Source organism: Sedimentibacter sp. MB35-C1, from assembly GCF_030913635.1.
Classification (GTDB): domain Bacteria; phylum Bacillota; class Clostridia; order Tissierellales; family Sedimentibacteraceae; genus Sedimentibacter.
Genome location: NZ_CP133188.1, coordinates 1,291,144 through 1,316,461, shown reverse-complemented (window position 1 = coordinate 1,316,461; position 25,318 = coordinate 1,291,144). Strand labels below are relative to the sequence as shown.

Below are 25,318 nucleotides of genomic sequence, written 5' to 3'. Positions count from 1 at the left end.
AAGATTCAATTACATCACCTCCGTCAGTGTAACAGCTCCGGCAACAGGTACTTCTTCATCGTCTAATTCTATATTTGTAACACCGGAATTCACAAGCAGCGAATCATAATCACGAACTCCCTCTGTCGAAAGCAGAATGCTTCCTATTTTAGCATAGCTAATATTGTAGATTTTAAATGCCGTATCCTTTAGATACTCAGCTAATGAACTGTCAAACGCTGACTGCACATCATTCATTGTCTTAGTTCTGTCCAGCACAACATTCGCGGCAACATCAATGGTCAGAACCGAAGGGTTTGAAACTGTAACTGATGCCCCAATCGGTCTGACAGATTCAATGTGTGACTTCACCTTTGACGGCAATGAAGTATCTATGCACATATCGCCGTCTATAACAAGCACCTTAACCGTTCCCGGCCCGTTCCATAGGGGAAATATTTTGGCATCCCCCACGCCCGGTACTTCCAGAGCCCACATTTTATAATTATAAGCATTGCCGGATGTACTCGGCGATTGTATCTGAGCATAGAATCTTTCACGCAGATTCTCATCTGTTTCCTCATCTGATCCTGAAGCAATTATTCCTGTTAATGAAGCTGTAATTCCCGCCACATTATCAATATTTTCAAGCGTGCCGGTATATTGATTACCTACCGTTCCCAACTGTTCACACCTAGCCTTATAAATATTTGTTGAAACTGATTCTGTAATAACATAGGTTGTATCTTCCAATCCCCATCTTGTTCCGACAGTGACTTCTCCTGTCGTTTCCACCTGCCTTACAGCATAGCTTGCAGATTTCCTGCTGATACCATAATCCGCAACCACCCTGTCCAAATATTTCCCTACAGCAGTATCTCCGCTTACCAAATCAATAAAATTATTAAGATAAAAATAAGTTTGTGCAATCTGGTATGCACAAGGAGCAAGGGCATCATATATAACAGACCCCTCACGCTTATCCACGTCACTTGTAACTTTTCCGAGCATATCGCCCAAAATATATTCATATGTCATATTCTCAAACATTAAATATTCACCTCCCTTGTTACAGTTAAATTGCCGTAAAGGAATTCTTTCAAGACGCCAAATTTTTCTTTTGTTGCCTATATTAGTTTATAACGTGGTTTTTCTTCCCCCAAAAACCAGTGTCTGATATAATCATCCAAGACAATTGCCCCAAATGACAGAAAAAACCATAAGATTGTATATTGTAAGCAAACTTGTCCAAATAAGTTAAATGGTAAGTTGCTATAATTCCAAATGTTTAAGCCTAATAATAAGTTTAAAATCACCCCTGAAGCAAATTCCAAAGTTGTTACAATACTTGTTGCAATTAGCTGTTGTTTCCATAGTTTTGTTTTCCATGAAAATTTTTCATTAATTAAACCAATCAGAATAAAACACACACCACCAAGTACAAACATAGTCAAGTGGGAATGCCCTCGCCATAGAATTTCAATTGTGTAATAAGCACCCCCACCAATCAAGAACAGAATTAAACCCTTAAACCATTTCATAATTGATTTCAATTCCTTCCAGTTCTTCCAAAGTAGTGGCATTTCTAATTTGAACTTCCAATGATTGTTGGTGGGCAACCAAAGGTTCAACATATTCTGCAATTGCCAGTGCCAATGTGGACAGTTCTTCAAGCGTCCATTCGGTACATTCTTCACCTGTTGCATTCCACTTTAACGTGGCAAGAAGCCCTGCTTGAACTTTCATTTGATACACTTGAATAGCATTTGCCAATAATGTTTGTTTTTCTTCCGTAACTGAATAAAGCTTTCCATCTGTGAACTGCAATGGATTTTGTTGCAAAAATTCAGCAAGCTGTTGTTTTGACTGTGCTATCTTAACCTCCTTTGAATTTGTTAGTATATTAGGATTGTCTAAAACTTCAACGTCGATTAAATTTCCTTTACTATCTGTTATAAATTCATAATATGGGTATGCTTGTATAATTTTACCTGCCAATTCTGAATTGTCTTCAACAACAAAACAATCTTCATCTGCCCAATTTTCATTTGGTTTATCTGAACGCTGTTCAAAACCCTTAGTCTTTTTATAAATAATCAACTTTAACAACCTCCTACGTTATTTAATAGCCGTGTAATAATAAGTATTACCTGACGAATTTAGCAAAATATCGTAATTAATATTATTAACTACAGTATAGCCTGTACTTGTTATAGTAAGTGCATCCCTATCTTGAAGTGTGGTAGGGTAGCTACTAAGTGCCAACCCCCCTAGTAAATTGCCTGCTCTATTTTCACCCATAACAGAACCAAACCTCGATAAAAACACTGCTTTTGGTTGAAAGCCTAAAGTTATATTTCTTGAAGATGTGCCATCACCTGCGTATACTCCAGTTACAACATCAGGTTTTGCATCAACAAGGTCTTTCAACACTTTACCTTGATAAGCACTTAATGCAGTACCATTTGCATGACTTGATTGGGTTAAACTGTTTATCGTCTTTACATGACCGTAATTAGACGTAGTTCCAACACCATAAGTTGTTCCAGTGCTTGCATGAGATTTTGGTGCTTTAGTATCGTCTGCTATGGTTATATTTGCAGTTCCGTCAAATGCGACTCCGTTTATTTGCCTTGCTATTTGCAACTTTGTTGCTGTTGCCGAATTGCCACTGCATGCCGCAGATGTACCACCGTCAGCTGGCAATGAAGTAGGTTTATTGCTTAAATCTGTATAACTACCTGTAAACGCTACTGTTTTTAAATCTGTGAAATATTTTTTTATTTTGCCAAATAAAACAGATAGCTTTTCCGTTGTATTAATATTTATTCTTGAACCAGATTCGGTAAATGTGACTGTAACATCCTTACCATCACCAGTGGATGATAAATAATTCATCTCCGGAAGCTGTTCTTTAGGCACTTTCCCATCTACTAAATCTGCTTTGTAGGCATCCAAATTATCATTTTCTTCCTCAATTTCTTTCAATCTTTCATCAATCTTATCCCAGTTTGGGTTCATGACTGTTATGTCGGGTGGGCTATCGGTTAGCTCCGGTTTTACAAGATTATAATTTGTTGTTTGTTTCATTTTCTATCACACTCCTTAATCTAATATATCAACGGTAATAACGTAGTTTTATCCTACATTAACCATGTTTTATGTATTATGGTTATCGCTAATCATAGATACTACCGTATCAACTATCCTTGTTTTTGATTTTTCTATTCTTATTATCATTATTGCCTCCCTTATTGCGGAGGGATATAGCTTTTGACCGATTCCCAGTCGTTCATGGAAGCTACGGCATTCCAGTCAGCAAAATTGTTCTTTACATCTGCCCAAAGAGAAAAGTACTTTATAACCAACAGTTTAATATGTCCGGGAACTAAAGGCTTTAAAGCCCTGAAAATATCTTCATAACGGTAATCCTTACTATTGTCCGGACTCAGAACCTGGACCCTTAGCAGTCCGTAGCCTGGGACAGGGTTGCTTGATTCGTCAGATCCAAAGAAAGTAACTATACAGTTACTTCCTGTTATTGCATTAGTTGTATTTTTTATGCTGTTTTCACTAAGCTTGTTTCCTTTCTGGAGCATGGAAATTAAATAGCTTTTCCTTTGCTCAAGTGTGCCCAGTCCTTTAATACTCATAAAATCTTCAAGCCTGACAATTGCATCATTAGATGCAGTTGTAATGAATGCATCAGATTTTATCTTTTTAATTTGAAAATATAAGTCGTCAAGACTTTCATTTTCAATATCAAATATGGTTCTGAACTGCTTTGTTCCAGCCATAAAATCCGGAACATATTTTTCAAGACAGGCTACTCTTTCTGCTTCCATTATTACATTCAAATAAGTTTCATACAGGTCATTTGAACTATTGATTACAGTGACAATTCCGTTTTCACTTATAATCAATGTCAAAAGATAATTGCCTGCTACGCTTGGAGCTGTTTCTTCTCTGCTCCAGGTATTGTCGCCGTTATTAGTGAGGCTGTATGTAACTCCGTCTATGGTATATTTAATATAATCGATCATACTTCTGCCACCACCAGGTTGAGGCTGTTTAAAACAGGGATTTCATCACCTGCCATAGGGATATCAGTTATGCCTTCGTTTATTGTTAAATTACTTAAATCTGCTATACTGGGACAATCTAATAAAAAACTTCCTATCTTCATATAGCTTACACTTGATTTGGCATATGTAATTGAAGCCAGGTAATCTGCTATTGCGCCTGCCGCCCCCTCTGCTTCTGAATATCCTTCTGCTAATACAATTGAGCCTGATACTGATATATTTAACTGAGTTCCCCCGGTAACAACCACCTTGCACCCAACCGGAGCAGCTCCATTTCCTAAACCTGTGCAGCCAGGGTCCATGTATTTCTGGAATTTTTCTGTTAATGAAGTCTCTGCCGGGAGATATTGGCCATTTGTTATCGCAATTTTCAAAGTGTTTCCGCCTGCCCAGAGGGGAAATACCTTCGCAGTGCCGATACCTTCAAAATCTGTAGCCCACTTAAGGTATTGAGCTGTATTTCCATTCTGATAAGGAATAGTCAGATATTGTTTAATTCTGTTTCTTAAGCTGTCATCGCTCTCCTCATTATTTCCTGCTGCAATTATATCTGTCAGAACAGCTGTAACTCCGTTTATGTTATCAATATTTTCCATCACTCCATTGTACGCATTTCCTATTTCTCCCGGCTGCTCACATACAGCACTATATATATCATTACCTAGTACTTCTATGATTTTATACGTAGTTTCTCCTATCCCCCATCTTGTTCCCACGTCTATTGCCCCTGTAGCTTCAACCCGTCTTACAGCATAGGAGGCAGCCTTTCTAGTAATTCCGTAGTCGGCAGCTTTCCTGTCCAGATATTCGTCCATAGAGGTATCTACATAAAACAAATCAATATAATTATTTAAATTGAAATAAGCTTGTGCCAATTGATACGCACAAGGAGCAACAGCATCATAAATAACGGAACCTTCCCTCTTATCTACATCGCTTGTAACCCTGCAGAGCATATCAGCCAGAATATATTCATATGTCATATCCTCAAACATTAAATATTCACCTCCCTTGATACGGTCAAATTGCCGTAAGTGCTATGTACATCAAAGGTGCAATTCAATATATCTTCGTCTTCCGTAAATTGAAAATTATCAACTTCTGTAATTCTTTCATCCCGGAGCAGGCATTCTCGAATTCGCCTCTTCAACTCAGTTTTTACATAATTTTTATCCTTGCCAATGAGACTTTCCAGCTCAATCCCATAATAAAAGCTATATATGGGATACTCATACTTTTCCGTATTAAGCACCTTATATATAGCCTGCTCGAGAGCTTTCAATCCGTCCGTAAATCCTTGAATACTTGCCTGTGACATTTTATATGTCCGGGTTGTTTTGACTTCCTCTGTAACTTTTGCATCTGCATCGATTTTTCCTCTTGGTATCACTCTTCTATCACCTCCAGAATATAGAACTGCTGGCCGCCGTGATTTCTCAGCAATCTTACCTTGCGGCCGGCAGTTAAGGAGCCTTTTAGGTTCCCCACTACTAACTCATTCGGAATAATAAGCTTATCACTTATTTTAATTCCGCCGGATGACACTGTTCCGACCATCAGGCTGCATAGCTTTGCATTGCTAAGATAATTTTGAACAATTGTTTTTATTTCATTAATCATATAAACACCTCTAACGACATTGTATGAACAGGAAGAAATTTATGGGTAACAGATTGAACTATCATGCTTTTGTCAAGCTCTATATCTTCAATTCTGCCATAAAAACTACTTCCTGCTCTGACTCTTGTATCGCCCAAGCATTCTAGGCTTAATGATTCGACTTCCTTGTTGTATAATTGAAGAAACATGTCTGCCTTCGATCTTGCCTGGGATGGGTTTAAATTCTTGTCAAGGACTTCAAAATACTGCAACATTCCGAACTTATCAATTGAATTTTCATCCTTTGCAATATATAAATCTCTCTTTCCTGATGATTCATTATCACTTACAAGCTTTATTTGATTATAAAAGCTATCTTCTATGGACTTTTCGAAGCTGTAGTCATAACATAGACTTTCATCTCCCAATACAAGATTAAGTTTAAGTTCCGTGATTTTACGCAAAGAAATTTTGCCGAATTCATCCCTCAGCGAATACCATTCTCCTTTATTGGCCAATGTATCTTTTATACCGTCATAGATTATATCCAGCCATGTTTTATCATCCTGAGCACTTGTGGCAAGAATATAACTTGTATCAGACAAATTACCTGTTTTCAATTCAAAATACAAACACATCTTCTTAACTAAATCCGCTATAGTGTTATTTTTAATTATTATTGAATCTTTAGCCTTACAATATCGGAGCTGGTCATATGCAGTAACAGATATTTCTCCTTTGCTGTTTCTGCCGTGTTTGAAGACATAACCGTAAAATATGCCTGTATCGTTATATTTAAATGTTACGATACTTCCGTTTTGTATTTTCAGCTCATCATCAATATAGGAGAATTCAAGCTTACTGCAACCGTCATTCAGTTTGTCGGTATATGTTACTTCTCTTACTAGTTCACTGATATCATACTTTTGTCCGTCTATTTCTGTTAATAATTCCATCATGGTATCACCAGCTTTTGCCCCGGATAAATCAAGCTTGGATTTTTTATATTGTTTGCTTCTGCAATCCTATTATATTTTGAGCCGTCACCGTAATATTTTTTTGCGATAGCCCAGAGACTGTCTCCGCTTACGACTACATAAAGACCTGTTCCTTTAGGATTCTTTTCTGCTTCTGATGACTTTCCAAAAATAATTCCTGCTTCGGATTGAATCGGCTTATAATTAAATTCCTTATATTCGGATAGTTTAAAGGAAACATACTTGTCCCCCTCTTCTCCCGCTTTTTCCGTTATTGTCAGCTCTTCAATCAATACAAAGGAATCTATGGCTTCTCCCAATTCATTGCTTGCTTTAAACAACACAGGCTTAAGTTCTTTTCTCCAATCAGAAAAAAGCTTTAAATAATAATCTGATGTTTTAAAATCTCCCGCGTTCTCGACATAATGGCGCAGGTTATACGGAAATTCTGCATCAAAGCTATACTTTGTAAGCTCCATATGCGTTGGCACAACTATTTGCCCCAGCTTCAATATATTATATTTTTCATTGGCCTGCACAATTGACATTTCTATCTGCTCCGGATTAACAGGCAATATATGTGTTTCATTGTTATATTTAAAAGATACTGAGTAGCTCATTAGCTATACACCCCCTCTGCCGCCATTACTATTTCTTCCTGTAATATTCTCTTTATACTTCCTGCTACTTTATTCGCGTCTGCTTCTTCATGTACATCTCCAAATGACACCTGTATGCTTGGAGCCAGTGTTGCAGTACTGAATTGATTAATATAGTCTCTCTCGGCTATATCTCTCATATACTGCAAATCTTCATCCTCGATACTATCTACATTCATTCCGTTGTTTGAAATTGAGTCCGCATTTACAACGTCTGAAGAAGCGCTGTAATCGTATCCCGGTTGTGTTCCTGCGGCCTTCTCTTCTGATTTTTGTTTTGCAATGTCAATTTCTATTTGTCTGGTGCTGGCTCTTATTTTAGCATCATACTCTGCGTTTTTTAATTCATCTAACAGTGCAGCTTTGTTAGCTTCATGCCCTTCCATTGCAGTTGTTCCAAATGTAAAATATTCTAAAGTATCGAATGACTTTCCAAATATTTTATTTATAGTATTAATAAAGCCATTAATTACATCAATCCAGCCATTAGCCATTGTTTCTACATTAGTCAATACTTTGACTCCTATATCACCAAAAAAATTACTTATTGCCACACCGGCTGAAAAAATACCCAATCCTATCTGATCCAGCACAGTAAAAATTACGTTTTTAACCATCATCCAAGCTATTTCCAAACCTCCTACAGCTTGAACCCATTTGTATATTGCTGCAACAACAATACCTATACCCAGTGCTACCCACATAATAGGATTAGAAGACAAAGTAACGGTCAATCCTTTGTTAGCAATATCTGCAATAGTAGTAGCAAGAGCAAATGCAAGCATACCCGCTGCAACACCATAAAAAACAGGCACTATATTATCAAAGTTATCTCCTATAAACTGCGCAATCTGTGCAACCGCCTGAATTATGAACCCAAAATTTTCTAATAAATGATTTTTTATCTTATCTGCCAAGTCAGCAAAAGTCATGGGCATGGTTTCAAATTTATCATTTATACCATCTGATGACATAAACATTGCATTCTTGATAATGTCCGATGTTATCTCACCTTCGGCTGCCATTTTTTGAAGCTCACTTTTTGATTTACCGGTAAATTCTGCAATTGCGTCCGCCATCATTGGAGCATTTTGGGTAATATAAAGGAAGTCATCTCCGCTAAGGCTGCCTTCTGACATAACCTGAGCGAGCTTTTGCATTGCATCAGATTGCTCAGACGCACCGGCAGCTCCCATCTTGAACGATTTTTGCGCCAATTCGGCAAATGCTATTAATTCATCATTTGATTCAAATGAATTTCCCGCCATATTACTCATGTCGTATATAGAATTGGCCATGTCAGCATAAGATCCCCTTGATCGTCCTGCTGCTGCAAATACCTTGTTCTGCAAATCTTCCTGAGTTTGAAGTCCATCATTTATTAATGAAAGCTTAGTTGAGGTATTGGTATATTCATCTGCAATATCCATACCTTTTTTTATATTTTCGATACTAATCAATGATTTAAAGAGCTTACTTATTCCCAGGCCTGCTTTTCCTGCACTTGTTCCTGTTTTTTCAAGCTTTTTCCCTAAGTTATCTGTTTGTCCGCTTACTTTTACTATCATTGACGATGCTTGATATGTCTTTTTAATCACATTATCAATATTTGAAGAGTAGCCTTCAAATGACATAAGCATCGCTTCTAATGTTGCCATCTCTTTCTGCCTCCTTTCTGTTTCAGTTTGGCTGTTTCCTTTTTCTCCGCTTCGGTTCGTACTTGTATGCTCGCATAGATGAAGGCCTTTTCTCTTTGAGACATTTCATTAAGAACCGATGGAAGAATATGAAGCTTATGCAGGGCAAAATGCGCGAGATTTAATTCCGCATCACCCTGCTTTATTAGTTTTTTGCTTCTTCTGTATCCTCGTTTATGTCCGTATCTAGACTGCTTAGTCTTTGTACTGCCTGCGACAGCTCCGCATATTCCCCGACAAGCAGCATCTTTTGAAGCAATGCTGATTCGCCTAATACACCATATGCCCCCTGCAACTCCGAGCTCTTAAGATCCGGAAAAACAACGGCACTTGCAGTTAATGCTGAAACATATTCCGTCCTGTCAAATGTTTCCATACCCTTTTTATCTCTTTTTGTAACTTTTTTAATAAGCTGCTTATTTTCTTCCTGAGATATGGGTCGGATAATGAATGGAACCGGCTTTCCGTCTTCAATAAATCTGTTTGAAATAACAACCTCTTGATTTTCTACCTTCACAGGATTTAAAAATGCATTTAATGAACTCATATAACTCTTCCTTTCTTAATTAAATTAATTTTTTATAAATACATATATTGTTTTTAAGAAAGCTCGTCTGATGAAATTCAGAAGTACAGTAAAATTATCTGATGTGCTTCTCCTATTAAAATCATAAAAACGAGCTCTCTCTAAAAACTTATAATCTACGCTGCCTAATTCAGATGTTATCTGTAATTTTCAGGCAAATTGAAGTAACTTAATACTTCTATATCATCAAAAGTAAAATCAGCGTCAACAGTAACAGGATCATCTGACTGATCATCAATCGTTGCAACCGGTATTGAACCCAGCAATACATTTAAAAGCATAACCTCCTGGGCCCCAACTGTAGACTGCTCGTCTTCATTTTTTACCTGTATTTTTATTCCGCCGTATGATCCTTTCTTTATATAATTCAGAGCCTGCTTCAGCATGCTGCTGTTCATAAAGTACATTGTCATACTCCCTGTACCTTCTGCTCCAGTAACCTTGTGCTGTGTCATTCTATGTCCCAGCATTCTTCTTGCTTGAATATTAAGCTCTAACTGAGCTGACAAACTGGATATTTCAAAAAGTTCTCTGTTAATTCCATCAATAGTTATATAAGCCTTTCCTTCTTTCGAAGATATTGTATCAGCCAATCTAGTATAATTATTATCCATAAAAATTTACCTCCTTGTTTTATGCCAAATTGACAGTAATATAAATCTTTTCCACACTGTCAACCGGCTGAATATAGCAATCAATAACAACCGCATCCGAATCATTTCCTGAGGATACTGTTATGTCCTCTGCAGTAAAATTCTGAATTGCATTTAGTCTTTGAAGTTCATTGAAATATTCAATCAACGTCGCGCGAAGCAAGGATCTGCCATCAGCGTTGTTGTTGATTTTTCCTGCATAGTTTGATTCAAAGATCTCAACAACATCATTATTTATACCGTCCAGTGTTCTTACGACGCGGTTTTTCTTAAACATTTTTCCTTTTTCCACAGTTTCGGTAATAAGTGAATTGATATCATATACTGCTGTAACGTTCTGAGCAGAATCAACCTTAAAAATAAATTTGCCTGCGGTAACAGCCGCTTCCATTTCTGATTTTGTCATGCGAGGTACTATATCAACAGCTCCCGCATATTTTCTGCCTGTATTTGATTTATTTATTCCTGCTCCCGCTGTTATGCCCGAAACCCACGCTACAGCCTGTGATGCTGTTAAAGATGTTCCGTCGGACAATTTAACTCCCTGCGTAACGTTTATTGATGCTTCCGAATCAGCTTCGTAATTTGCAAATACTGTCTGTATTTTCTTTCCTTCATCATCTCGCATTGATTTTATCCATGTAGCTATTGTAAGCTTGTTTGCATCATATTCCGTTCCATCATACGGATATGCCATAACATTAAATTGAACGGTCTTAAGAGCTGTTAATGCATTTGTAATATCTTCCGCACTATGCTCTGACCCCAAATTATATATTATTACGGTTTTTGCCCCTTTCAATGCCTCTTTTGCCAAAATTCTATCGGATTCTTCCACTCCATCCGGATAGTTATTTTCCGTTGCCGTAACGTTATACATTTCTCCGACTGTGCCTGCACTCATTTCCTGCAATAAAATTACAGTTCCTCTGTCACCCGGTGTAATAGATAACGGTGCACTGGTAAGAAAATTCATGTAAGCTCCCGGTAGTATTTTATTTTGATTTTCCCATGTTCCTGCCATTTTTTTACCTTCTTTCTTTAATTATTTGTATTTGTTTGCTGTCTCTGCATTTTATCTGATATCTCTTCTCTTATTTCATAAAAAGTGACATTAAAAGTAAAATGCAGCACATTATCTGTTATTGCTGCCTTCTTATTTAAGACCCTGTATATTCCTGCCGAATCAAAATTTCTAAGCAAGGATATTTGAACATTCTGGCAATCTGCTTTTATTTTCCCTGCTTCCTCATTGCTGAAATATGCAATATCAAAAGACACTGAGCTCTTGAACTTATTATTAAACCTCTTACCGTAATCTTGACCGGTAATGGCTATAAAAAATGATTTTTCATTAGTGCCCTGCGGCATTTCTTCGTCATAAACTGCATATTCCGGATACAATTCAATAAGTTTATCAACAATAGATTGTTTTAAATTTTCTATCATGCTTTTACTTAATGCTTTTCACCTCTTTTCAACAACTTCACTTCAAATTTATTAATGTATGAACTGTCCTCCTGCTCCTGTTCATAAACATAGATTATACTGAATAATATTAACTATTTTTTAATCATAAACTTTACCTCTCTTTCTTTTTTGCTTTTTTAAATTTTCTTTATACCGCGTATTTCTTAGCTAAACTAAGGCCTCACTTATTTTAAAAATTCCTATTACTTCAGCATGCTGCGGTTACTTCCAAAGCGAAGCTACAAAGTGCAATAAAAAAACACCGCTGGAGGAAGCAGTGTCATTAGCTGATGTCAAGCAGCAGTTCAGATATCTATTATTTTTATTATTATACCTGAATGCGTCAGCTGTGCCAGATTTATACCTAATTTTCATCAGCCATTGCTTTGGATGATATCATAATATCAGATCTTTACCCCTTACTACTATCAACCTAATAAAATATTTATCTGTATACCTCAAAAGACACCGCATTAAAAGCAGCAGTGTCTTTAATTAACAGAAACCGTAATTTTGGTACATGTTATGTACTTATGGTTGTAATAGAATATGGCAACTGCGTAAAATTATATACCGCATTGTTATCAGCCATCGCTTTGGATAATATCATAATATCAGATTTATACCCCTTACTACTATCAACCTAGTAAAATTTATTTTCTTAGCCCCCTTTCATATGCAAATAAATCTCTTGCTTTTTTTAAATATCTGTATACTGTAGCAGTACCGACTGGAATTTCAATACTTGCCTTATTAACTCTATCTTGAATATCGCCTTTTTTTATATCAGATTGCGCATGTGAAAAATAAACTATTTCTACGGCTTGTCTTTCAAGTGGATGTAATTGTACAATTGTTTTTTCTACAGCCAATATATCCCATAATTCAGCCTGCTTTTGCCTTAAAACACCTTCGGCATACATAACAGCCTGCTCTGTTGGCTTGCTTATCCCTGTTCCACCTACTTGCTGCCTCCTTTGATAACTGTCAAGTGCCTCCTGATAATATTTTTTTTCTAAGTCCTCTTTATGAGGCTTTCCCATAAAAGCATAATATAGAAATGCTTCTGTTGCATAATCTCTTATATGATCTTTCTTCAATTTTTTTACCCTCTATTTGGTATTTTATACGAATATTCGTTAATATTATTTATTATATACGATTTTACGTTTATGTCAATATATTTTTATGAATTTTCGTAAATTATTCTTGTTTTTACGTATATAATATGTTATAGTACATTTGTAATTAATTTTTAGGAGGAATATACTGTGTCGGTAGAATCAGAATTGAAAAATTTAATTTTAAATAAATATAAAAGCTTAAGAGAATTTGCAATTAAAATTGACATGCCCTATTCAACAATGGATACCATATTGAAAAGAGGGGTTGATAAGGCAAATATAAACAACATTATAAAGATATGCAAAGAACTAAATATTGACACAGAATCTCTTGGTGAAGGCCGAATTGAACACAAACAACATGAAAGACATGTTAATACCATAGCTGCACACAAGAATGAAATTGATGTTGATTGGACAGAAGAAGAGCTAGAAGATATTGAAAATTTCAAAAAATATGTTCTTAGTAAACGAAAAAATAGGGAATAACTTCTTGGGGGGAGGACAACCATGACTTCATATGAAGAATTATTGCAGACCGCAGATGATGAAGGTATTGAAGTAATAGAATTTACCTTTAAAAGTGATATCAAAGGATTATATTCTGATAATTGCATAGCAATAAGCCGTAAGTTGAATACTACTAAAGAAAAAAAATGCGTACTTGCCGAAGAACTTGGCCACTATTATACATCTGAAGGAAATATTATAGACTTAAAAAATATTACTAACCGAAAACAGGAAAAGCAAGCCAGAAAATGGTCTTTTGAGAAACTCCTGCCGTTAAAATCAATTATAAAAGCTTCCTTTGCCGGCTGTACAAATCTGTATGAATTGTCAGAGTACTTGGATATTACAGAAGAATGCCTTAAAGAAGCATTGGTATACTATCAAGGCAAGTATGGTCTTTACACGGAAGTGGACAATCACTGTATATACTTCAATCCTCTTACAGTTTGTAAATATAAATTTAAAAACTAATACTAATAGCAGCCATTGTGGATAATACTTATAGTTGATATACTGCTTAATTTAGTATTGCTTGTAACAATTATATTTTTCCATGGCTAACTTGACATGCCATGTTAATAAGAATTGAAACTATTTTTTATTATAGCCAATCATGCTATGCAGATTAAAAATAATTATATAATTAAAAAAGCGTAAAATTAAATCTGCCATAATTTATCTGCCTGCCCCCACCCTATGCATTCTAAGTCATACCTGCATCGTCACAAAATTTATGGTATTAAAAAAGCAACAGATTGATTTCTGCTGCTTCTAACTAAAAATTTTATCTATCTTAGCCCCTTTAATTTCTTTATTGACTCTCTATCATGTTGCAATATTTCACCTGCTACATTTCTCGATTCATTATCTAAATTACCTCTTAAAACTTTTTCTGCCATATTTACGCCTTTTGTTTCCCCAACAATGGCCTTTTTAATGACTTCATAATCTAAACTTGAGCCTAATTCCATATTTAGCATAATATCTCCCATCTTTCCTTTTATACCGAGATTTTCGTCTGGTCTACCTCCTATGTTTTGAATGTAGTTTGCTAAAGTCTCGGTATTCTTCCTGTGTTGTTTTTGAATGTCTTGAAAAGCTGTTTTGATATTCTTCTCTTCTACTCTGTTAATAAAATTATTAAAACTCTCTATTGCCATATATTCGCCCTGCAATAGTTCATTAAGTGATTTTATTAATTCTACTTTATTGTCCAATTTTATACCCTCTGATAAAAATTTATTATAGCTTTATCTTTCCACTGTTTTAAAATCCTATTCTATTTTTTTGATATATAAAAGGAACTCGGTTAAGAGTTTTTATGTTCTCATGTTTCTTATTTCTTCTTTTATAACTTCTGTAGCAACGTTCGTAATAACTTCTTTTACATCTTCTCTAAATACGTTTTCTATTTTCTCCAAAAACGTTTAACAAAATATTACAATGAAAATTGTTTTTCTGTATTAAAAAAGCAAATTAGATGCCTTAATTTATAGAGGTGATGAAGATTTGCCTGTGTTTTTGGCTGCTGATACTGGAGGGTATGTACATTTAATGGTATCAGAAATAATGAGGCTCTAAATAGAATTTTATCGGCCTCAACGACTTAACCTTTGGTTAAACCGCAAGGTAATTGGAACTTTTCCGAAGCTAATACAACAGGAATTGTGGCTAGAATTGCTCCATAAATAAATATCAATAAGGAAAATATTTACAAAAACCTTTGCGTAAATTTGTCAAATTGGATATAATAAGAATACAATAAAACAAAAGAGGAGGGTTTTTGTGAAAAGATTTAGAGACATTTTTATTGGCGTTTTAATAGGATGTATGCTTGTAGCTACTCCTGTGTTGGCAGATAGTATATTAACGAAAATAGATGTGGTTTTAAACGGAATAAATGTTCAAGTTGACGGAGAAGATGTTCAGGTTGACAGCATTTTATACAATGGATCAACCTACCTTCCAATGCGTAAAATAGCTGAATTAGTTGGCAAAGATGTTAATTGGACTCAAGAAACTAAAACAGCTAATATAATTGAAAAAACAGAAATAAAAGAAGGTGATTCTGTGATAGAACAACCGATAGAAAATTATAAAGTTATAAAAAAAGATGAAGATGAAAAACTTTTGATTGTTGAAAAAGACGGGAAAGAGTATTATTCGTGGATTCAAATTGCACGATTAATAAAAGAATTTGATTTTTACTTAACTTATGGTTTTAATGAATTTGCATTGTGGAATAAAGATGGTACTTTTCCTACTGAATTTATAAAAGTAGATAAGGACAATTATATAAAAATTAATGTAAATTATTATATTTCTAAAGATTACTACGAAACTACTATATTGCCGTTGATTAAATAAATAAAAGATGAAATAAAATGAATTTACGGGGGACATCATGTATTGGCTAGTAATGTTATTAAGCGCATATATTAGAACCTTTATTTTGCCTAATCCTTTTGGAACGTTACCGAATGGTGAATTTATTAATGCAGTGGAAAAAGCATTAAGAGGCAAACTTATTGTAAGAGAAAAAGGCATTGAATTTACTTTCGCAACTTTATGCAAAAATATTTCAATGGCCAGATAATGCTTATTATGGATCAGGAGCGTATTTCAAATATATAATTTGCATAATGGTATTACAACAATGCTTTAATATCGCTTATTCTCATAGTATCAAAAAGAAAAGTGGTGAACATAAGTCCCCAAATAGTCCCCTAAATTAATATTTTGTTTTATATCGATAAAAGTATAAAAGCATTGCAATTTAGTTATTGCGATGCTTTTATATTAGTGAACCATGAGGGATTCGAACCCCCGACGCGCAGAGACTATTTTTACGAACTAAGGCATTCTATAGTTTACTAGAATCATTGAATTTTCAATATTATTATACTTGCGTATACTTTGCATTACCATAATAAACCGAAGTGTATTGGCGAATTTTTGGCGAAATTATTTCTATATTTTTGCCTTTTAAAAAATGTTCCTAGCTGCATTATATTTAAGACTTGCTTATGTAAATATCTTTATTTATTAAATAATAAATATATCAATCCAAAAATAATTGCGGCGATTATTAGTAAAACATAATTTGCGTTTAGGTATGTCCAAATGCAAAAATCGATTAGTGTTAGGCCTAAAATAGCTACATTAAAATAAAAAGGTATTGGATAAATATTTCTTAGTCTTTCAACAGGGCCGCATGTTTCAGAACATATATTATTTGTTCCATTACTATCACAAGTCATTGCTATTTGATCAGTGCATTTTCTGCATTTTGATCCTACGCTACTTTCAACTAATTTAGCTACAAAATACAACAATAAAAATATAGAATTAAATAAAATAAACCCAACTAGCAATATAATAAACGTTAATCTGTATATGGATACTCCCGCCATATTAGTTATAACTGTTCCCGTAAAGCTGATTCCTCCAAAAAAAGCCATAACTATACCTGAAAATATACCTAAGACGGTAATAGACATAGAATTTATATTACTTAGCTTAGTTTGACTGTCTTTAATGCTATTATTTAATTCTTCATAATCATTTGAAATTTTATGCGACTTTGATTCAACTTCTTCTAATTTTTTTGAAATTATATATCCTTCCTCATCATACTTCTTAAGATATCTCAATCTTGTTATTTCTAAATTAACATGATCCTTAAGCTTAAATAACTTTTCAGAAAGATGGACTTTATCAGAACCAGTTCCCACCGTATCATACATCTGTTCTAATGTTAATGATAGTATGTCTGCCTCGTCATCATTCAAATTTAAAACAACTCCAGCTATATCGGCATAAGAATGCCTGTAATCATCTTGATATATTATTTCTAGTTGTTCAATTACTGATGCTATATCAAATTTTTCGGTTGAAATTAGCTTTATCAAATCTATCAAATTATCCACTTTATTAATTTCATCCATGTGTCACCTATATATCTTTATTCTCAAAATACTCAATTATTAATTTTTTTTCAATTACTGAATTTATTCCGCCTAAAGCCTTCGTTTCCTTCCAGGGCAATTCACTATGAGTATCATTTACTAAATCCCAAGGTGATTTTTTATATTTTTTTAAAATCACCTTATCTACAACATCTCTATGACTATCTAAAATCAACGGTAATTCGCACGGCTTATATTCCTCTTTAATTGGTCTTGATATATAATGATTATATTCATAATAAACATCTGGAACAACAGGGCCTAATTTCCACGCTACTATATCTTCATCAAATGCGAACTCCTCAAAATGTTTGTAGAAATAGCCTTGAATATAATAAAGTATTTTCTGTAGTTGTAAATTGCTTATCGGATTTCCGTTTTTCACACAAAAACTAATAACATAATTAGCTAATTTTATTACATCATACACGCAAATCCCCTCCTATTTTATAAAAATAACTTTACCGATACATTAAATGTAATGTTTAGTAAAGTCAAATAAATCTATTTGTACCTGTATATTTATTATATCACGATTAAAGGAGTTTGCAACACAATTTACTAAACTCAGTATCTTTTTTATACTTTTCATAAATTTTATTATATTTTATGATAATTTTATTGTGTTTTTTGATAATAGACATAAAAATTCTTGCTTTTATTTTTATGCTTTATTAGCATATTTTATACATATAAAATAATTTTCAGAAGCCGTTTTTCAGTTTTTCCTAACCACTGACTACCGCTGTTTCTTTAAATAGTTAACATGCCCTTAATAAAATTATTATTTACCTTTCCATCTTCATCAAAGCTTATGATAGTGCTACCAAATTTCTTTATTTTCCTTTTCTCTTAAAGCTTTCTATTCTGGCATTCTGTCTTGTATATACACTGTAACCATTACTCCGTTTTTGTAAATTAAAGATTTTTTCATATTATATTCCTCCTAAAATATTTATTTACATTGTTAATTTTATAAATTTAATTAGATAGAACCCAATTTATAAATAACTACCCTCTATATTAAAAAGGCAGCCTCTTTAAAAGCTACCTGCATACCTGTTCTTTTAGTTGTTCCTTAACTTATTCCCGATATGGAATAACCAGATAGTTAAATAATATTTAATTATCAATATTTTTTTTACTTAAAAATTCCATGAAATAACCTTTGGTTATTCTTTCCCAATGTCTAAACAGTGTGTAATTTGTACCTCTGTTATTCAATCAATTTTAAAACATCATTTTCGATATCTTTTTTATTCAACACAATTATCTTGGCTTCTTTACCTAATTTCATTTTGATATATCTTTTAACCGCATCAATTTTTTTATTTGTAGTTTTATTGAAAATGTCGATTTCAATTATATAAATATTTAGATATTTAGTTAGGATAAATATATCAACGATGTGTTTATCTAGCTTAGCTTCCCTCTTAAATTCCTGTATAACATCTTTATTCTTAATATAAATATCCTGCGCTATAATTTTATGGTAACTTGGTATTTTACCTTTAAAATAAACCTTTCTGTTTATTATTGGATGTTTAGCTCCTTTGAAATATCTTTCTTTTTCAAGTATTCTCAACCTATGTTTAGCCGCTGCATAGCTACCGTTAAAATATAAATCCCCTATTTGCTGTATTGTGGCGCCGTTTTGCTCCAGGTAATTGATTATTTTAATATCTCTATCTTGTAAGATCATAAGCCTAGAGCATTTAATATATCAACAGCATTTTCAATTTTCTTTTCTACAGGGGGCTCCGTCTTTGGTTTTTTCTCTACTACTGAATTTTCAATGTATTCCTGTATTTCCGGGAAGTCTATAGTATAGCTATATCCTGTTTCTATCTCTTTAGTTCGGCATACTAATTCTCTTAAGCCTAAGTTTACAGCTGAATTATTTCCCATTACTACTTGACAAGTGCTTTTGTCTTTTATGGTTAATGCAATTCGTGAGGTTAGTTGTGCTTTTATGTCCGTTGGAATTGAATCAGATGTTGGTTTTTGAAGTGAGGTCAATAAAAATATTCCTGAAGAACGGCCAACATTTACGATTGACTTAATATGTTTCATACATTCAGCCTTTATTAGTTTTTCTTCTTTACTATCAGCTTTTGAAGTGTTAAGGAATGAGAATTCTTCTATAACCACATAAATATATTTTAAAGTTCTTTTGCTCTTACTGTTATAATCAGCTATATTTAAATAACCCTTTTCAATCTCAAGCAGCTGTTCACGTCTTTGTAGTTCCAATTCTATTTCTTGAAGTGCTTCCAAGACTTCATTAAGAGTTCTGCTACAACATTTAACTTGCTTACAATTTCTAAAAATGGCCAGATCATTTTTTCTTATTTGAAGCAAATAAAGGCTTATTTTATTAGAATTATTAATCAAATTTGTAAGTATTGTAAATAAAATTCGGCTTTTGCCGGTTCCGGTATCTCCACATATTAAAGCATGAGGAAATTTGTTCATATCTACTACTATAGGTTTACCTATAAATTCAGCTATCAATATTTTATTTGGTGGCAATTTGTATGGCTTAAACTGCTTAAAATTGTATTCTTTTATTCCATATAGGGTAATAAGTCGATTTTCATTTGTGAAGTGTGTATAGTTTAAATTAAAGGCTTGTTTTACATCTAATATATGCTCCTGGAGCTTATTTGTTGTAACTCCGATAGGTAACATGAATTTTATTTTATATCCATATTCTTCTGTATCATAACTGAATAAATTCAAAGTTTCACTCTTATTATTTTTTAAGTCCGGTATTCTTGTAATAATTTCATCAAATTGTTTTTTGAATTTTTTAAAGCCTCGTTTCTGATAGGCCTCCATTATAAAGTAACATCCGGACGATAATATTAATTCAACTATCATTTCTTATGTTCACCACTTTTCTTTTTGATACTATGAGAATAAGCGATATTAAAGCATTGTTGTAATACCATTATGCAAATTATATATTTGAAATACGCTCCTGATCCATGATAAGCATTATCTGGCCATTGAAATATTTTTGCATAAAGTTGCGAAAGTAAATTCAATGCTAATAAATCTAAAGTAAACATATACTACCTCCCCATTTCGACATACATTTTTTAGGCAGCATGTTAATATAACAAAAACATCATCACGGTGTTACTCTCCTTGTGATAGCTGCCAGGCGTTCAAGGAGAGTTTTAAATTTTTTTGAAGACTTCTTCCTGCTTTATGTATTCCCTTAACACATACTCAATAAATTTGCTCCTGCTTCTTAATGATTCTTTTGCTTTTTCATCTATTTTCTTCAGTAAATCTTCATCAATAAGAACAGATATTTTCTTTACCATTTATTCACCTCGCTTTATCTTCTTTCTTACTTCATATATATTCTTTTATGCGCAATTGATGCTCGGATATTTCCAACAAATTATGCAATGAATATAATTTAGCAATGTGGACATTTTATAAAATAAAAAGAGGGTGATTATTCTAAACTGGTTAGAACATACAATATTCGCTTTATTTGTCGGTTGGTGGATATTTGCTTTATTGAATTTTACTTTAGTAGAAAGTATAATTTATTTCATATGCATTCCAATTGGTGGGTTATTGCCCGATATTGATATGCCAAAATCTAAGTTGGGAAAAAGAGTTAAACCACTCGCTAGATTTATTAATAAAAAAGTAGGACATAGAACATTAACGCATAGTTTATTTTTTATTACGGTATTGTTCTATTCAAGTATAATAGCGTTTGGTTTTAATACCATTTCTGTAGGATTGATGGTTGGATGTGTAATACACATGTTTTTTGACATGATGACACCAAGCGGTGTACCTTTGGCGTATCCGTTTAGTAATAAGAGATATAAATTATGATAGTATTAAATTATAGTTCAAATAGAAGCCATGTACAAAGTCAAATTGAATAGAGCCGAGAATTCGACTGTACTAATTGTATCTTCAAGCCAAGTGTATTTACACTTGGCTCAAAATCATCCATTATGCCATTTACATGCTTGCAATCTCTGTCGTATCCGTGTATTCTTTTTAATACATCTGAATGTTCCTTATCAAATTTTTCTGCAATTATCCTTGTGCTTACAACTGGCTTTTTCTTTCTTTACGAATAATCCTAATTGTTCTATTTCATTCATTTTTCAAATCTCATCTCATTTTTTGTATAAAAAAAGACGGAAAAATCCGTCTTTTAAGAGTTAAGGGAGTGTTTTACGACACTCAACGCATGTATTATTTTTTTACGGCGCAATCCTTGCTACTATCCCTGTTGTATTAGCTTCAGAAAAATCCCACTTCCTTTGAGGATATGTAACATCACCGGTAGTTTTTAAAAATGGGTTATCTCCTATTGCTTTTAAAGTTATATTCGTAGCATCATCATATATCTGAAATGCCATTGATGGATGATCTCCACCTCTATATAAGGTGAAATCTCCTAAGTTTCCTCCGCTCCCTGTTCCAATCTTTGCATAAGCAGAATTTTCATAAGGTCCATAGAACTTGGAGCCATAAATATCTCCCCCCCTAATTATTGGCGATAGCATCTCAATTACTACCTCGATAATTCCTGCCTTAATCTTATCAGCTGATAAACTTTCGATTTTAGCATCTGTTATAGCTCCATCAACAACCTGGTTTGTGTCTACAACATTAACCCCAAGCCCCGATGCTCCTAAAATTTCTTTCCCATTTTTATTATATATCCATATACCGTAATCATTTCCGTTATAGCCCAAAACAACTCTGGTTTTAGGCATTGCCTGAGTATCTTTTATAATCAGCTGCTTATCTTCTGCTACTAGTGCAAAGCTTGTGTCACCAAGATATATGGCTCCAGTTGTATTGATTATCCCAGCAATTAGTTTATTAGCTGATAAATTAGCAATATGAGCATCAATAATCTGCGCCAATCCAATATGAGCAGTCTTTATAGCTGCATCCGCAATAAATGCACTTGCAATAAATTGTCTAGCCATTCTGTTATACCAAGCTATATCATGAAGTCCGCTGTTATTTACAGCAATTACCCAGTCATAATCTTTAAGTGTAACGCCGTCAAATTCCGTTTGAGTGTATGTTCGATAAGACGTAGCACTTATATCCTTCTGCCACACAATATACTTTTTATTTGTGTTTCCTGAGCTCATGGTGTATTCAGTACCTTCATAAAATAATTTATGAGAATTCCAGGACACACGGCCGCCGGAAGGAGTATTATTGCTCCATTCATCCCCGGTGAGAATTAATTGTTTTGTATTAAATTTAGAAGCATCCAGTGCTGAATCAGCTATCGCATTCGCAATAACAGAGCCGTCAACAAGTTTTTTACCAGATATTTCGCCAACCGAATTAAAAGTTTTGTTAATAACACTTGTAGCATTAAAAGAAGCCTTTAACTTCTTTGAAAATCTCTCATTCGGTTCTCCAAGTTCAAATTCACATTGCCATGGCTGAAAAACATTATATTTATGCCGGATAATACGAGCGGTATCAGCAATATTCATTTTAGAGTTAAGAATGTCAGCCATATCACCAAGTGCAAATTCTTCGTGAGAGTATTCAGGAAGTGTACGCAAATCAACCATCTTAGTTTGATAGTAATATTTAGGCCTGCAATTCAACGCTAATTCGGCTATGCCTTTTTGCTTCAACTCTTCCGCATTCTCAATATCTGGATTACTGTACACTGCAGAGTATTCTCTGCTTGTATAACTATAATCAGCTACATACATCTTGCCATCATTAACAGACGAGATATCTAAATTATCTTTACCAAAACAATATAACTTCGTAACAATTTTGTTTGACTGTGTTCTTGTGATATTTTTCATGTTTTTAGCATATCTTATTTGAAAGCCTGTATAGTTTTGCCATTGCTTACCGTCTCTAAGATGAGCAATTTTATTAACACTATCCCACACAAGATAACCGCCCCAAATTTCCTGAATTTGCTTAATAAGTTGCAAACGGCTTACTTTTTCCGCTTCCAAGTTATGTATGCCAGTAACATCACATATACCCATGCTCCAATCAGAGCCTTGCAATACGGCATACAATGCATGCGCAGCACTTCCTGTTGTATATAAATTATTAGATAAGTTTGTACCTTCCGCAATTACCTTGACAGACAAAGAAGCAGGATCTGCAGAATCATATGTATTATTTATATACGGTTCTATAAATTCACCGTTTAGCTGATTCCAGCGCTCAACAGCCATATACTTGGTCCATAGGGAACCTGATTCATCCATAACCTCATCAATAGCATCTTCTAAAAGAAGGTTATAAACCTTGCCACCAGTATATACCTCACATTCAGAAGTAATATATTCATTTTTTTCGTTACTAGATGGCAAACTGAATTCTAATGCTGATTCTCCGTTCAATCGTGCATCAATGTAAGCCTCTTTTAATCCATCGCTTGACGGCGATAAAAAAGCCACTGTTTTATCAGCAGATTTAACTTCTATATATTTTTGTATCTCCATTTTGTTGCCCCCTAAAAAACATACTATGTTTATTATAATAAACGAATCAATCTTCCCATTTCTTTTTCCAGAATTTCAACATCGACATCATCTTCCATTATGTTTTTTTCAATGTTCATCAATGTTCCTATTTTAATTTCTTTACGAGTCTTATCAGTCGAATCAGAAGATAATTTATGCAGCAATAGAGATATAATACTTATTAATTCATCCAACTTTGATGAAGAATTAGCCGGCAATACTCTTTCGCCTCTGTGTAACTCTGCAACATATCCGTCAAATGGAACATAAGCCAATCCGCTTGCATGACTGCCATCTATCCTTGGGTTGTTGGTTGATGATACACTTACATCCTTATTCTTCACATCTGTGTTGTTCCATGATGCAAGCCAATCAATAGCAGTTCTAATCGCACCTGCCACTCTTTCAAAAACACTTACAACTCCCTCAACAGTATTCGTAATTGCCCCAAATGTTGTTTCAACAACTTTTTGTATAAGCGGAAATGTAGGAGATATAAAATCCCATAACGCTCTTAGTATTGGTAGTAAATCATTATTGAATATTCGCCATACCCTTTCGACTATATCTGCTATACTTTTAAATGCAGTGTTAATAATTCCTGAAATTGCCGGCCAATTGCTCTTAACCCATGAAAATATCACATCAAATATAGGCAATAAATAATCATTAAACCAATTATATGCAACGCTTACTACTTGATTAATTACATCAAATACTGTTTTAAAAACATTTTGTATAACTGGCATGTTGTTTATTATCCAGTTAGCAAAATCTACAAACATAGGCATTACTGCTGCACCTACTTGCGTAAACACTGCTCCAAAACTCCGCTTTAGTTGGTCCATTGTATCTGTAAATTTAACTCCGGCATTAACTGCATCATCAGACAAAACAAGACCTAAATCTTTAGCCTGTTTTTTCATAGCTTCAACCGAATCGGCTCCAGCATTTAATAGCGGGGCAAGTTCAGATCCGCTTTTTCCCAATAAGTCATTTGCTATAGCTGCCCTTTTAGTTGTATCTTCTACTCCTTGCAATGCTATAACAGTTTTTTCAAAGATTTCCTCTTGGCTTAGCCCTGCCATATCTTCATAACTCAACCCTAATTGACTAAATGCATCAGTTGCTACTTTACCGCCCTTACTAAGTTCATCCACCTGATTTGTTAGTGTTTTCATACCCGATTGCATACTATCTATAGATGCGCCATTTTGACTAAGTATAAAATCCCATTCCTGAAACCCTTCTTTTGACATACCTATCTTTTGGCTCATCTTATCTATATGGTCCGTAGTTTCAGCTGCTTTGTTTGCTACTCCAAGTAATGCCACTCCTGCTGCTGTTGCTCCTGCACCTATTGCAAGTCCCCATTTGCCTGCTGTCTTTATTCCATTTCCTAGCTTTGTGCCTAAACTGTTAGCGCTTTTTTCTGTTTTAGATATGCTTTCTTCTGCCTTGCTTGAATCGACCAGAATACTACCAAACAATTT

At 34.1% G+C, this 25,318-nt stretch carries 30 protein-coding genes; 5 read left to right on the top strand and 25 right to left on the bottom strand.

Going from position 1 to position 25,318, the window contains the following annotated elements; genetic code table 11:
* Positions 1-9: 9 nt before the first annotated feature.
* The 16 genes from RBQ61_RS06210 to RBQ61_RS06135 form a co-directional block, all read right to left on the bottom strand.
* Complete coding sequence (locus RBQ61_RS06210) at positions 10-1,029, bottom strand: baseplate J/gp47 family protein (protein ID WP_308139626.1); 1,020 nt, start codon at positions 1,027-1,029, stop codon at positions 10-12.
* A 77-nt stretch (positions 1,030-1,106) separates the two neighbouring features.
* Positions 1,107-1,520 carry a hypothetical protein gene (locus RBQ61_RS06205; protein WP_308139625.1) on the bottom strand — a complete coding sequence of 138 codons (414 nt, stop codon included), beginning with the start codon at positions 1,518-1,520 and terminating at the stop codon, positions 1,107-1,109.
* The gene (locus tag RBQ61_RS06200) at positions 1,507-2,079 is read right to left on the bottom strand and encodes a hypothetical protein (protein ID WP_308139624.1); all 573 of its coding nucleotides are present in this window, start codon (positions 2,077-2,079) and stop codon (positions 1,507-1,509) included. The genes RBQ61_RS06205 and RBQ61_RS06200 overlap by 14 nt, the downstream gene beginning before the upstream one ends.
* 18 nt (positions 2,080-2,097) lie before the next feature.
* The gene (locus RBQ61_RS06195) at positions 2,098-3,069 is read right to left on the bottom strand and encodes a hypothetical protein (RefSeq protein WP_308139623.1); all 972 of its coding nucleotides are present in this window, start codon (positions 3,067-3,069) and stop codon (positions 2,098-2,100) included.
* Positions 3,070-3,230: 161 nt separating this feature from the next.
* Positions 3,231-4,022, bottom strand: coding sequence for a putative phage tail protein (locus tag RBQ61_RS06190; RefSeq protein WP_308139622.1), 792 nt, complete (start codon positions 4,020-4,022; stop codon positions 3,231-3,233).
* The gene (locus RBQ61_RS06185) at positions 4,019-5,059 is read right to left on the bottom strand and encodes a baseplate J/gp47 family protein (RefSeq protein ID WP_308139621.1); all 1,041 of its coding nucleotides are present in this window, start codon (positions 5,057-5,059) and stop codon (positions 4,019-4,021) included. Before RBQ61_RS06185 ends, RBQ61_RS06190 begins: the two co-directional genes overlap by 4 nt.
* Entirely contained in the window at positions 5,059-5,454 is a 396-nt protein-coding gene (locus RBQ61_RS06180; protein ID WP_308139620.1) for a DUF2634 domain-containing protein, read from the bottom strand. Before RBQ61_RS06180 ends, RBQ61_RS06185 begins: the two co-directional genes overlap by 1 nt.
* Positions 5,451-5,684: a DNA helicase gene (locus RBQ61_RS06175; protein WP_308139619.1), complete on the bottom strand. Its 234-nt coding sequence runs from the start codon at positions 5,682-5,684 to the stop codon at positions 5,451-5,453. The genes RBQ61_RS06180 and RBQ61_RS06175 overlap by 4 nt, the downstream gene beginning before the upstream one ends.
* Positions 5,681-6,622, bottom strand: a complete 942-nt coding sequence (locus RBQ61_RS06170; RefSeq protein ID WP_308139618.1) for a hypothetical protein — start codon at positions 6,620-6,622, stop codon at positions 5,681-5,683. The genes RBQ61_RS06175 and RBQ61_RS06170 overlap by 4 nt, the downstream gene beginning before the upstream one ends.
* On the bottom strand, positions 6,619-7,260 hold the full coding sequence (locus tag RBQ61_RS06165) for a LysM peptidoglycan-binding domain-containing protein (RefSeq protein WP_308139617.1): 642 nt from the start codon (positions 7,258-7,260) through the stop codon (positions 6,619-6,621). Before RBQ61_RS06165 ends, RBQ61_RS06170 begins: the two co-directional genes overlap by 4 nt.
* Entirely contained in the window at positions 7,260-8,957 is a 1,698-nt protein-coding gene (locus RBQ61_RS06160; RefSeq protein WP_308139616.1) for a tape measure protein, read from the bottom strand. The genes RBQ61_RS06165 and RBQ61_RS06160 overlap by 1 nt, the downstream gene beginning before the upstream one ends.
* 184 nt (positions 8,958-9,141) lie before the next feature.
* Positions 9,142-9,543 carry a phage portal protein gene (locus RBQ61_RS06155; RefSeq protein ID WP_213925640.1) on the bottom strand — a complete coding sequence of 134 codons (402 nt, stop codon included), beginning with the start codon at positions 9,541-9,543 and terminating at the stop codon, positions 9,142-9,144.
* Between the two features lie 176 nt (positions 9,544-9,719).
* On the bottom strand, positions 9,720-10,196 hold the full coding sequence (locus RBQ61_RS06150; RefSeq protein WP_308139615.1) for a phage tail tube protein: 477 nt from the start codon (positions 10,194-10,196) through the stop codon (positions 9,720-9,722).
* A 19-nt stretch (positions 10,197-10,215) separates the two neighbouring features.
* Positions 10,216-11,259: a phage tail sheath C-terminal domain-containing protein gene (locus RBQ61_RS06145; protein WP_308139614.1), complete on the bottom strand. Its 1,044-nt coding sequence runs from the start codon at positions 11,257-11,259 to the stop codon at positions 10,216-10,218.
* 17 nt (positions 11,260-11,276) lie between these two features.
* Entirely contained in the window at positions 11,277-11,684 is a 408-nt protein-coding gene (locus RBQ61_RS06140; RefSeq protein ID WP_308139613.1) for a DUF6838 family protein, read from the bottom strand.
* Between the two features lie 674 nt (positions 11,685-12,358).
* Positions 12,359-12,805: a hypothetical protein gene (locus RBQ61_RS06135; RefSeq protein WP_308139612.1), complete on the bottom strand. Its 447-nt coding sequence runs from the start codon at positions 12,803-12,805 to the stop codon at positions 12,359-12,361.
* Between the two features lie 171 nt (positions 12,806-12,976).
* On the opposite strand from RBQ61_RS06135, the gene RBQ61_RS06130 reads away from it, so the two are divergent.
* Together RBQ61_RS06130 and RBQ61_RS06125 are read left to right on the top strand one after the other, a co-directional pair.
* The gene (locus RBQ61_RS06130; RefSeq protein WP_308139611.1) at positions 12,977-13,318 is read left to right on the top strand and encodes an XRE family transcriptional regulator; all 342 of its coding nucleotides are present in this window, start codon (positions 12,977-12,979) and stop codon (positions 13,316-13,318) included.
* Between the two features lie 21 nt (positions 13,319-13,339).
* Positions 13,340-13,810: an ImmA/IrrE family metallo-endopeptidase gene (locus RBQ61_RS06125; RefSeq protein WP_213925634.1), complete on the top strand. Its 471-nt coding sequence runs from the start codon at positions 13,340-13,342 to the stop codon at positions 13,808-13,810.
* Positions 13,811-14,127: 317 nt separating this feature from the next.
* Here RBQ61_RS06125 and RBQ61_RS06120 read toward each other — a convergent pair whose 3' ends face one another.
* Entirely contained in the window at positions 14,128-14,556 is a 429-nt protein-coding gene (locus RBQ61_RS06120) for a DUF2383 domain-containing protein (RefSeq protein ID WP_308139610.1), read from the bottom strand.
* 568 nt (positions 14,557-15,124) lie between these two features.
* Between RBQ61_RS06120 and RBQ61_RS06115 the strand changes: the two genes are divergently transcribed.
* Together RBQ61_RS06115 and RBQ61_RS06110 are read left to right on the top strand one after the other, a co-directional pair.
* Entirely contained in the window at positions 15,125-15,706 is a 582-nt protein-coding gene (locus tag RBQ61_RS06115; RefSeq protein ID WP_308139609.1) for a stalk domain-containing protein, read from the top strand.
* 37 nt (positions 15,707-15,743) lie between these two features.
* Entirely contained in the window at positions 15,744-15,935 is a 192-nt protein-coding gene (locus RBQ61_RS06110; protein ID WP_308139608.1) for a hypothetical protein, read from the top strand.
* 442 nt (positions 15,936-16,377) lie between these two features.
* On the opposite strand, the gene RBQ61_RS06105 is transcribed toward RBQ61_RS06110, so the two are convergent.
* From RBQ61_RS06105 to RBQ61_RS06080, 6 genes are all read right to left on the bottom strand, one after another.
* Entirely contained in the window at positions 16,378-17,286 is a 909-nt protein-coding gene (locus tag RBQ61_RS06105; RefSeq protein ID WP_308139607.1) for a hypothetical protein, read from the bottom strand.
* Between the two features lie 7 nt (positions 17,287-17,293).
* On the bottom strand, positions 17,294-17,737 hold the full coding sequence (locus RBQ61_RS06100) for a Panacea domain-containing protein (protein WP_308139606.1): 444 nt from the start codon (positions 17,735-17,737) through the stop codon (positions 17,294-17,296).
* 786 nt (positions 17,738-18,523) lie between these two features.
* Positions 18,524-19,009, bottom strand: coding sequence for a hypothetical protein (locus RBQ61_RS06095; protein WP_308139605.1), 486 nt, complete (start codon positions 19,007-19,009; stop codon positions 18,524-18,526).
* Positions 19,006-20,190, bottom strand: coding sequence for an FtsK/SpoIIIE domain-containing protein (locus RBQ61_RS06090; RefSeq protein ID WP_308139604.1), 1,185 nt, complete (start codon positions 20,188-20,190; stop codon positions 19,006-19,008). Before RBQ61_RS06090 ends, RBQ61_RS06095 begins: the two co-directional genes overlap by 4 nt.
* Positions 20,187-20,381 carry a hypothetical protein gene (locus RBQ61_RS06085; protein WP_308139603.1) on the bottom strand — a complete coding sequence of 65 codons (195 nt, stop codon included), beginning with the start codon at positions 20,379-20,381 and terminating at the stop codon, positions 20,187-20,189. The genes RBQ61_RS06090 and RBQ61_RS06085 overlap by 4 nt, the downstream gene beginning before the upstream one ends.
* A 111-nt stretch (positions 20,382-20,492) precedes the next feature.
* The gene (locus RBQ61_RS06080; protein ID WP_308139602.1) at positions 20,493-20,642 is read right to left on the bottom strand and encodes a ribbon-helix-helix domain-containing protein; all 150 of its coding nucleotides are present in this window, start codon (positions 20,640-20,642) and stop codon (positions 20,493-20,495) included.
* Positions 20,643-20,775: 133 nt separating this feature from the next.
* On the opposite strand from RBQ61_RS06080, the gene RBQ61_RS06075 reads away from it, so the two are divergent.
* On the top strand, positions 20,776-21,174 hold the full coding sequence (locus RBQ61_RS06075) for a metal-dependent hydrolase (protein WP_308139601.1): 399 nt from the start codon (positions 20,776-20,778) through the stop codon (positions 21,172-21,174).
* 380 nt (positions 21,175-21,554) lie between these two features.
* Here the strand turns inward: RBQ61_RS06075 and RBQ61_RS06070 are convergent, their stop codons facing one another.
* Together RBQ61_RS06070 and RBQ61_RS06065 are read right to left on the bottom strand one after the other, a co-directional pair.
* Positions 21,555-23,804 carry a phage tail protein gene (locus RBQ61_RS06070; protein ID WP_308139600.1) on the bottom strand — a complete coding sequence of 750 codons (2,250 nt, stop codon included), beginning with the start codon at positions 23,802-23,804 and terminating at the stop codon, positions 21,555-21,557.
* Between the two features lie 32 nt (positions 23,805-23,836).
* A complete protein-coding gene (locus RBQ61_RS06065) occupies positions 23,837-25,315 on the bottom strand; it encodes a hypothetical protein (protein ID WP_308139599.1) in 1,479 nt (492 codons plus the stop codon).
* Positions 25,316-25,318: the final 3 nt, after the last annotated feature.

Excerpts from the sequence above, each read along its gene's own strand:
- RBQ61_RS06125 (WP_213925634.1), top strand. The coding sequence starts at position 13,340 with ATGACTTCATATGAAGAATTATTGCAGACCGCAGATGATGAAGGTATT.
- RBQ61_RS06110 (WP_308139608.1), top strand. The coding sequence starts at position 15,744 with ATGTATTGGCTAGTAATGTTATTAAGCGCATATATTAGAACCTTTATT.
- RBQ61_RS06190 (WP_308139622.1), bottom strand. The coding sequence starts at position 4,022 with ATGATCGATTATATTAAATATACCATAGACGGAGTTACATACAGCCTC.
- RBQ61_RS06105 (WP_308139607.1), bottom strand. The coding sequence starts at position 17,286 with ATGGATGAAATTAATAAAGTGGATAATTTGATAGATTTGATAAAGCTA.
- RBQ61_RS06170 (WP_308139618.1), bottom strand. The coding sequence starts at position 6,622 with ATGATGGAATTATTAACAGAAATAGACGGACAAAAGTATGATATCAGT.
- RBQ61_RS06140 (WP_308139613.1), bottom strand. The coding sequence starts at position 11,684 with ATGATAGAAAATTTAAAACAATCTATTGTTGATAAACTTATTGAATTG.
- RBQ61_RS06155 (WP_213925640.1), bottom strand. The coding sequence starts at position 9,543 with ATGAGTTCATTAAATGCATTTTTAAATCCTGTGAAGGTAGAAAATCAA.
- RBQ61_RS06205 (WP_308139625.1), bottom strand. The coding sequence starts at position 1,520 with ATGAAATGGTTTAAGGGTTTAATTCTGTTCTTGATTGGTGGGGGTGCT.
- RBQ61_RS06185 (WP_308139621.1), bottom strand. The coding sequence starts at position 5,059 with ATGTTTGAGGATATGACATATGAATATATTCTGGCTGATATGCTCTGC.
- RBQ61_RS06160 (WP_308139616.1), bottom strand. The coding sequence starts at position 8,957 with ATGGCAACATTAGAAGCGATGCTTATGTCATTTGAAGGCTACTCTTCA.
- RBQ61_RS06080 (WP_308139602.1), bottom strand. The coding sequence starts at position 20,642 with ATGGTAAAGAAAATATCTGTTCTTATTGATGAAGATTTACTGAAGAAA.
- RBQ61_RS06150 (WP_308139615.1), bottom strand. The coding sequence starts at position 10,196 with ATGGATAATAATTATACTAGATTGGCTGATACAATATCTTCGAAAGAA.
- RBQ61_RS06165 (WP_308139617.1), bottom strand. The coding sequence starts at position 7,260 with ATGAGCTACTCAGTATCTTTTAAATATAACAATGAAACACATATATTG.
- RBQ61_RS06085 (WP_308139603.1), bottom strand. The coding sequence starts at position 20,381 with ATGTTTACTTTAGATTTATTAGCATTGAATTTACTTTCGCAACTTTAT.
- RBQ61_RS06070 (WP_308139600.1), bottom strand. The coding sequence starts at position 23,804 with ATGGAGATACAAAAATATATAGAAGTTAAATCTGCTGATAAAACAGTG.
- RBQ61_RS06095 (WP_308139605.1), bottom strand. The coding sequence starts at position 19,009 with ATGATCTTACAAGATAGAGATATTAAAATAATCAATTACCTGGAGCAA.
- RBQ61_RS06090 (WP_308139604.1), bottom strand. The coding sequence starts at position 20,190 with ATGATAGTTGAATTAATATTATCGTCCGGATGTTACTTTATAATGGAG.
- RBQ61_RS06210 (WP_308139626.1), bottom strand. The coding sequence starts at position 1,029 with ATGTTTGAGAATATGACATATGAATATATTTTGGGCGATATGCTCGGA.
- RBQ61_RS06175 (WP_308139619.1), bottom strand. The coding sequence starts at position 5,684 with ATGATTAATGAAATAAAAACAATTGTTCAAAATTATCTTAGCAATGCA.
- RBQ61_RS06145 (WP_308139614.1), bottom strand. The coding sequence starts at position 11,259 with ATGGCAGGAACATGGGAAAATCAAAATAAAATACTACCGGGAGCTTAC.
- RBQ61_RS06195 (WP_308139623.1), bottom strand. The coding sequence starts at position 3,069 with ATGAAACAAACAACAAATTATAATCTTGTAAAACCGGAGCTAACCGAT.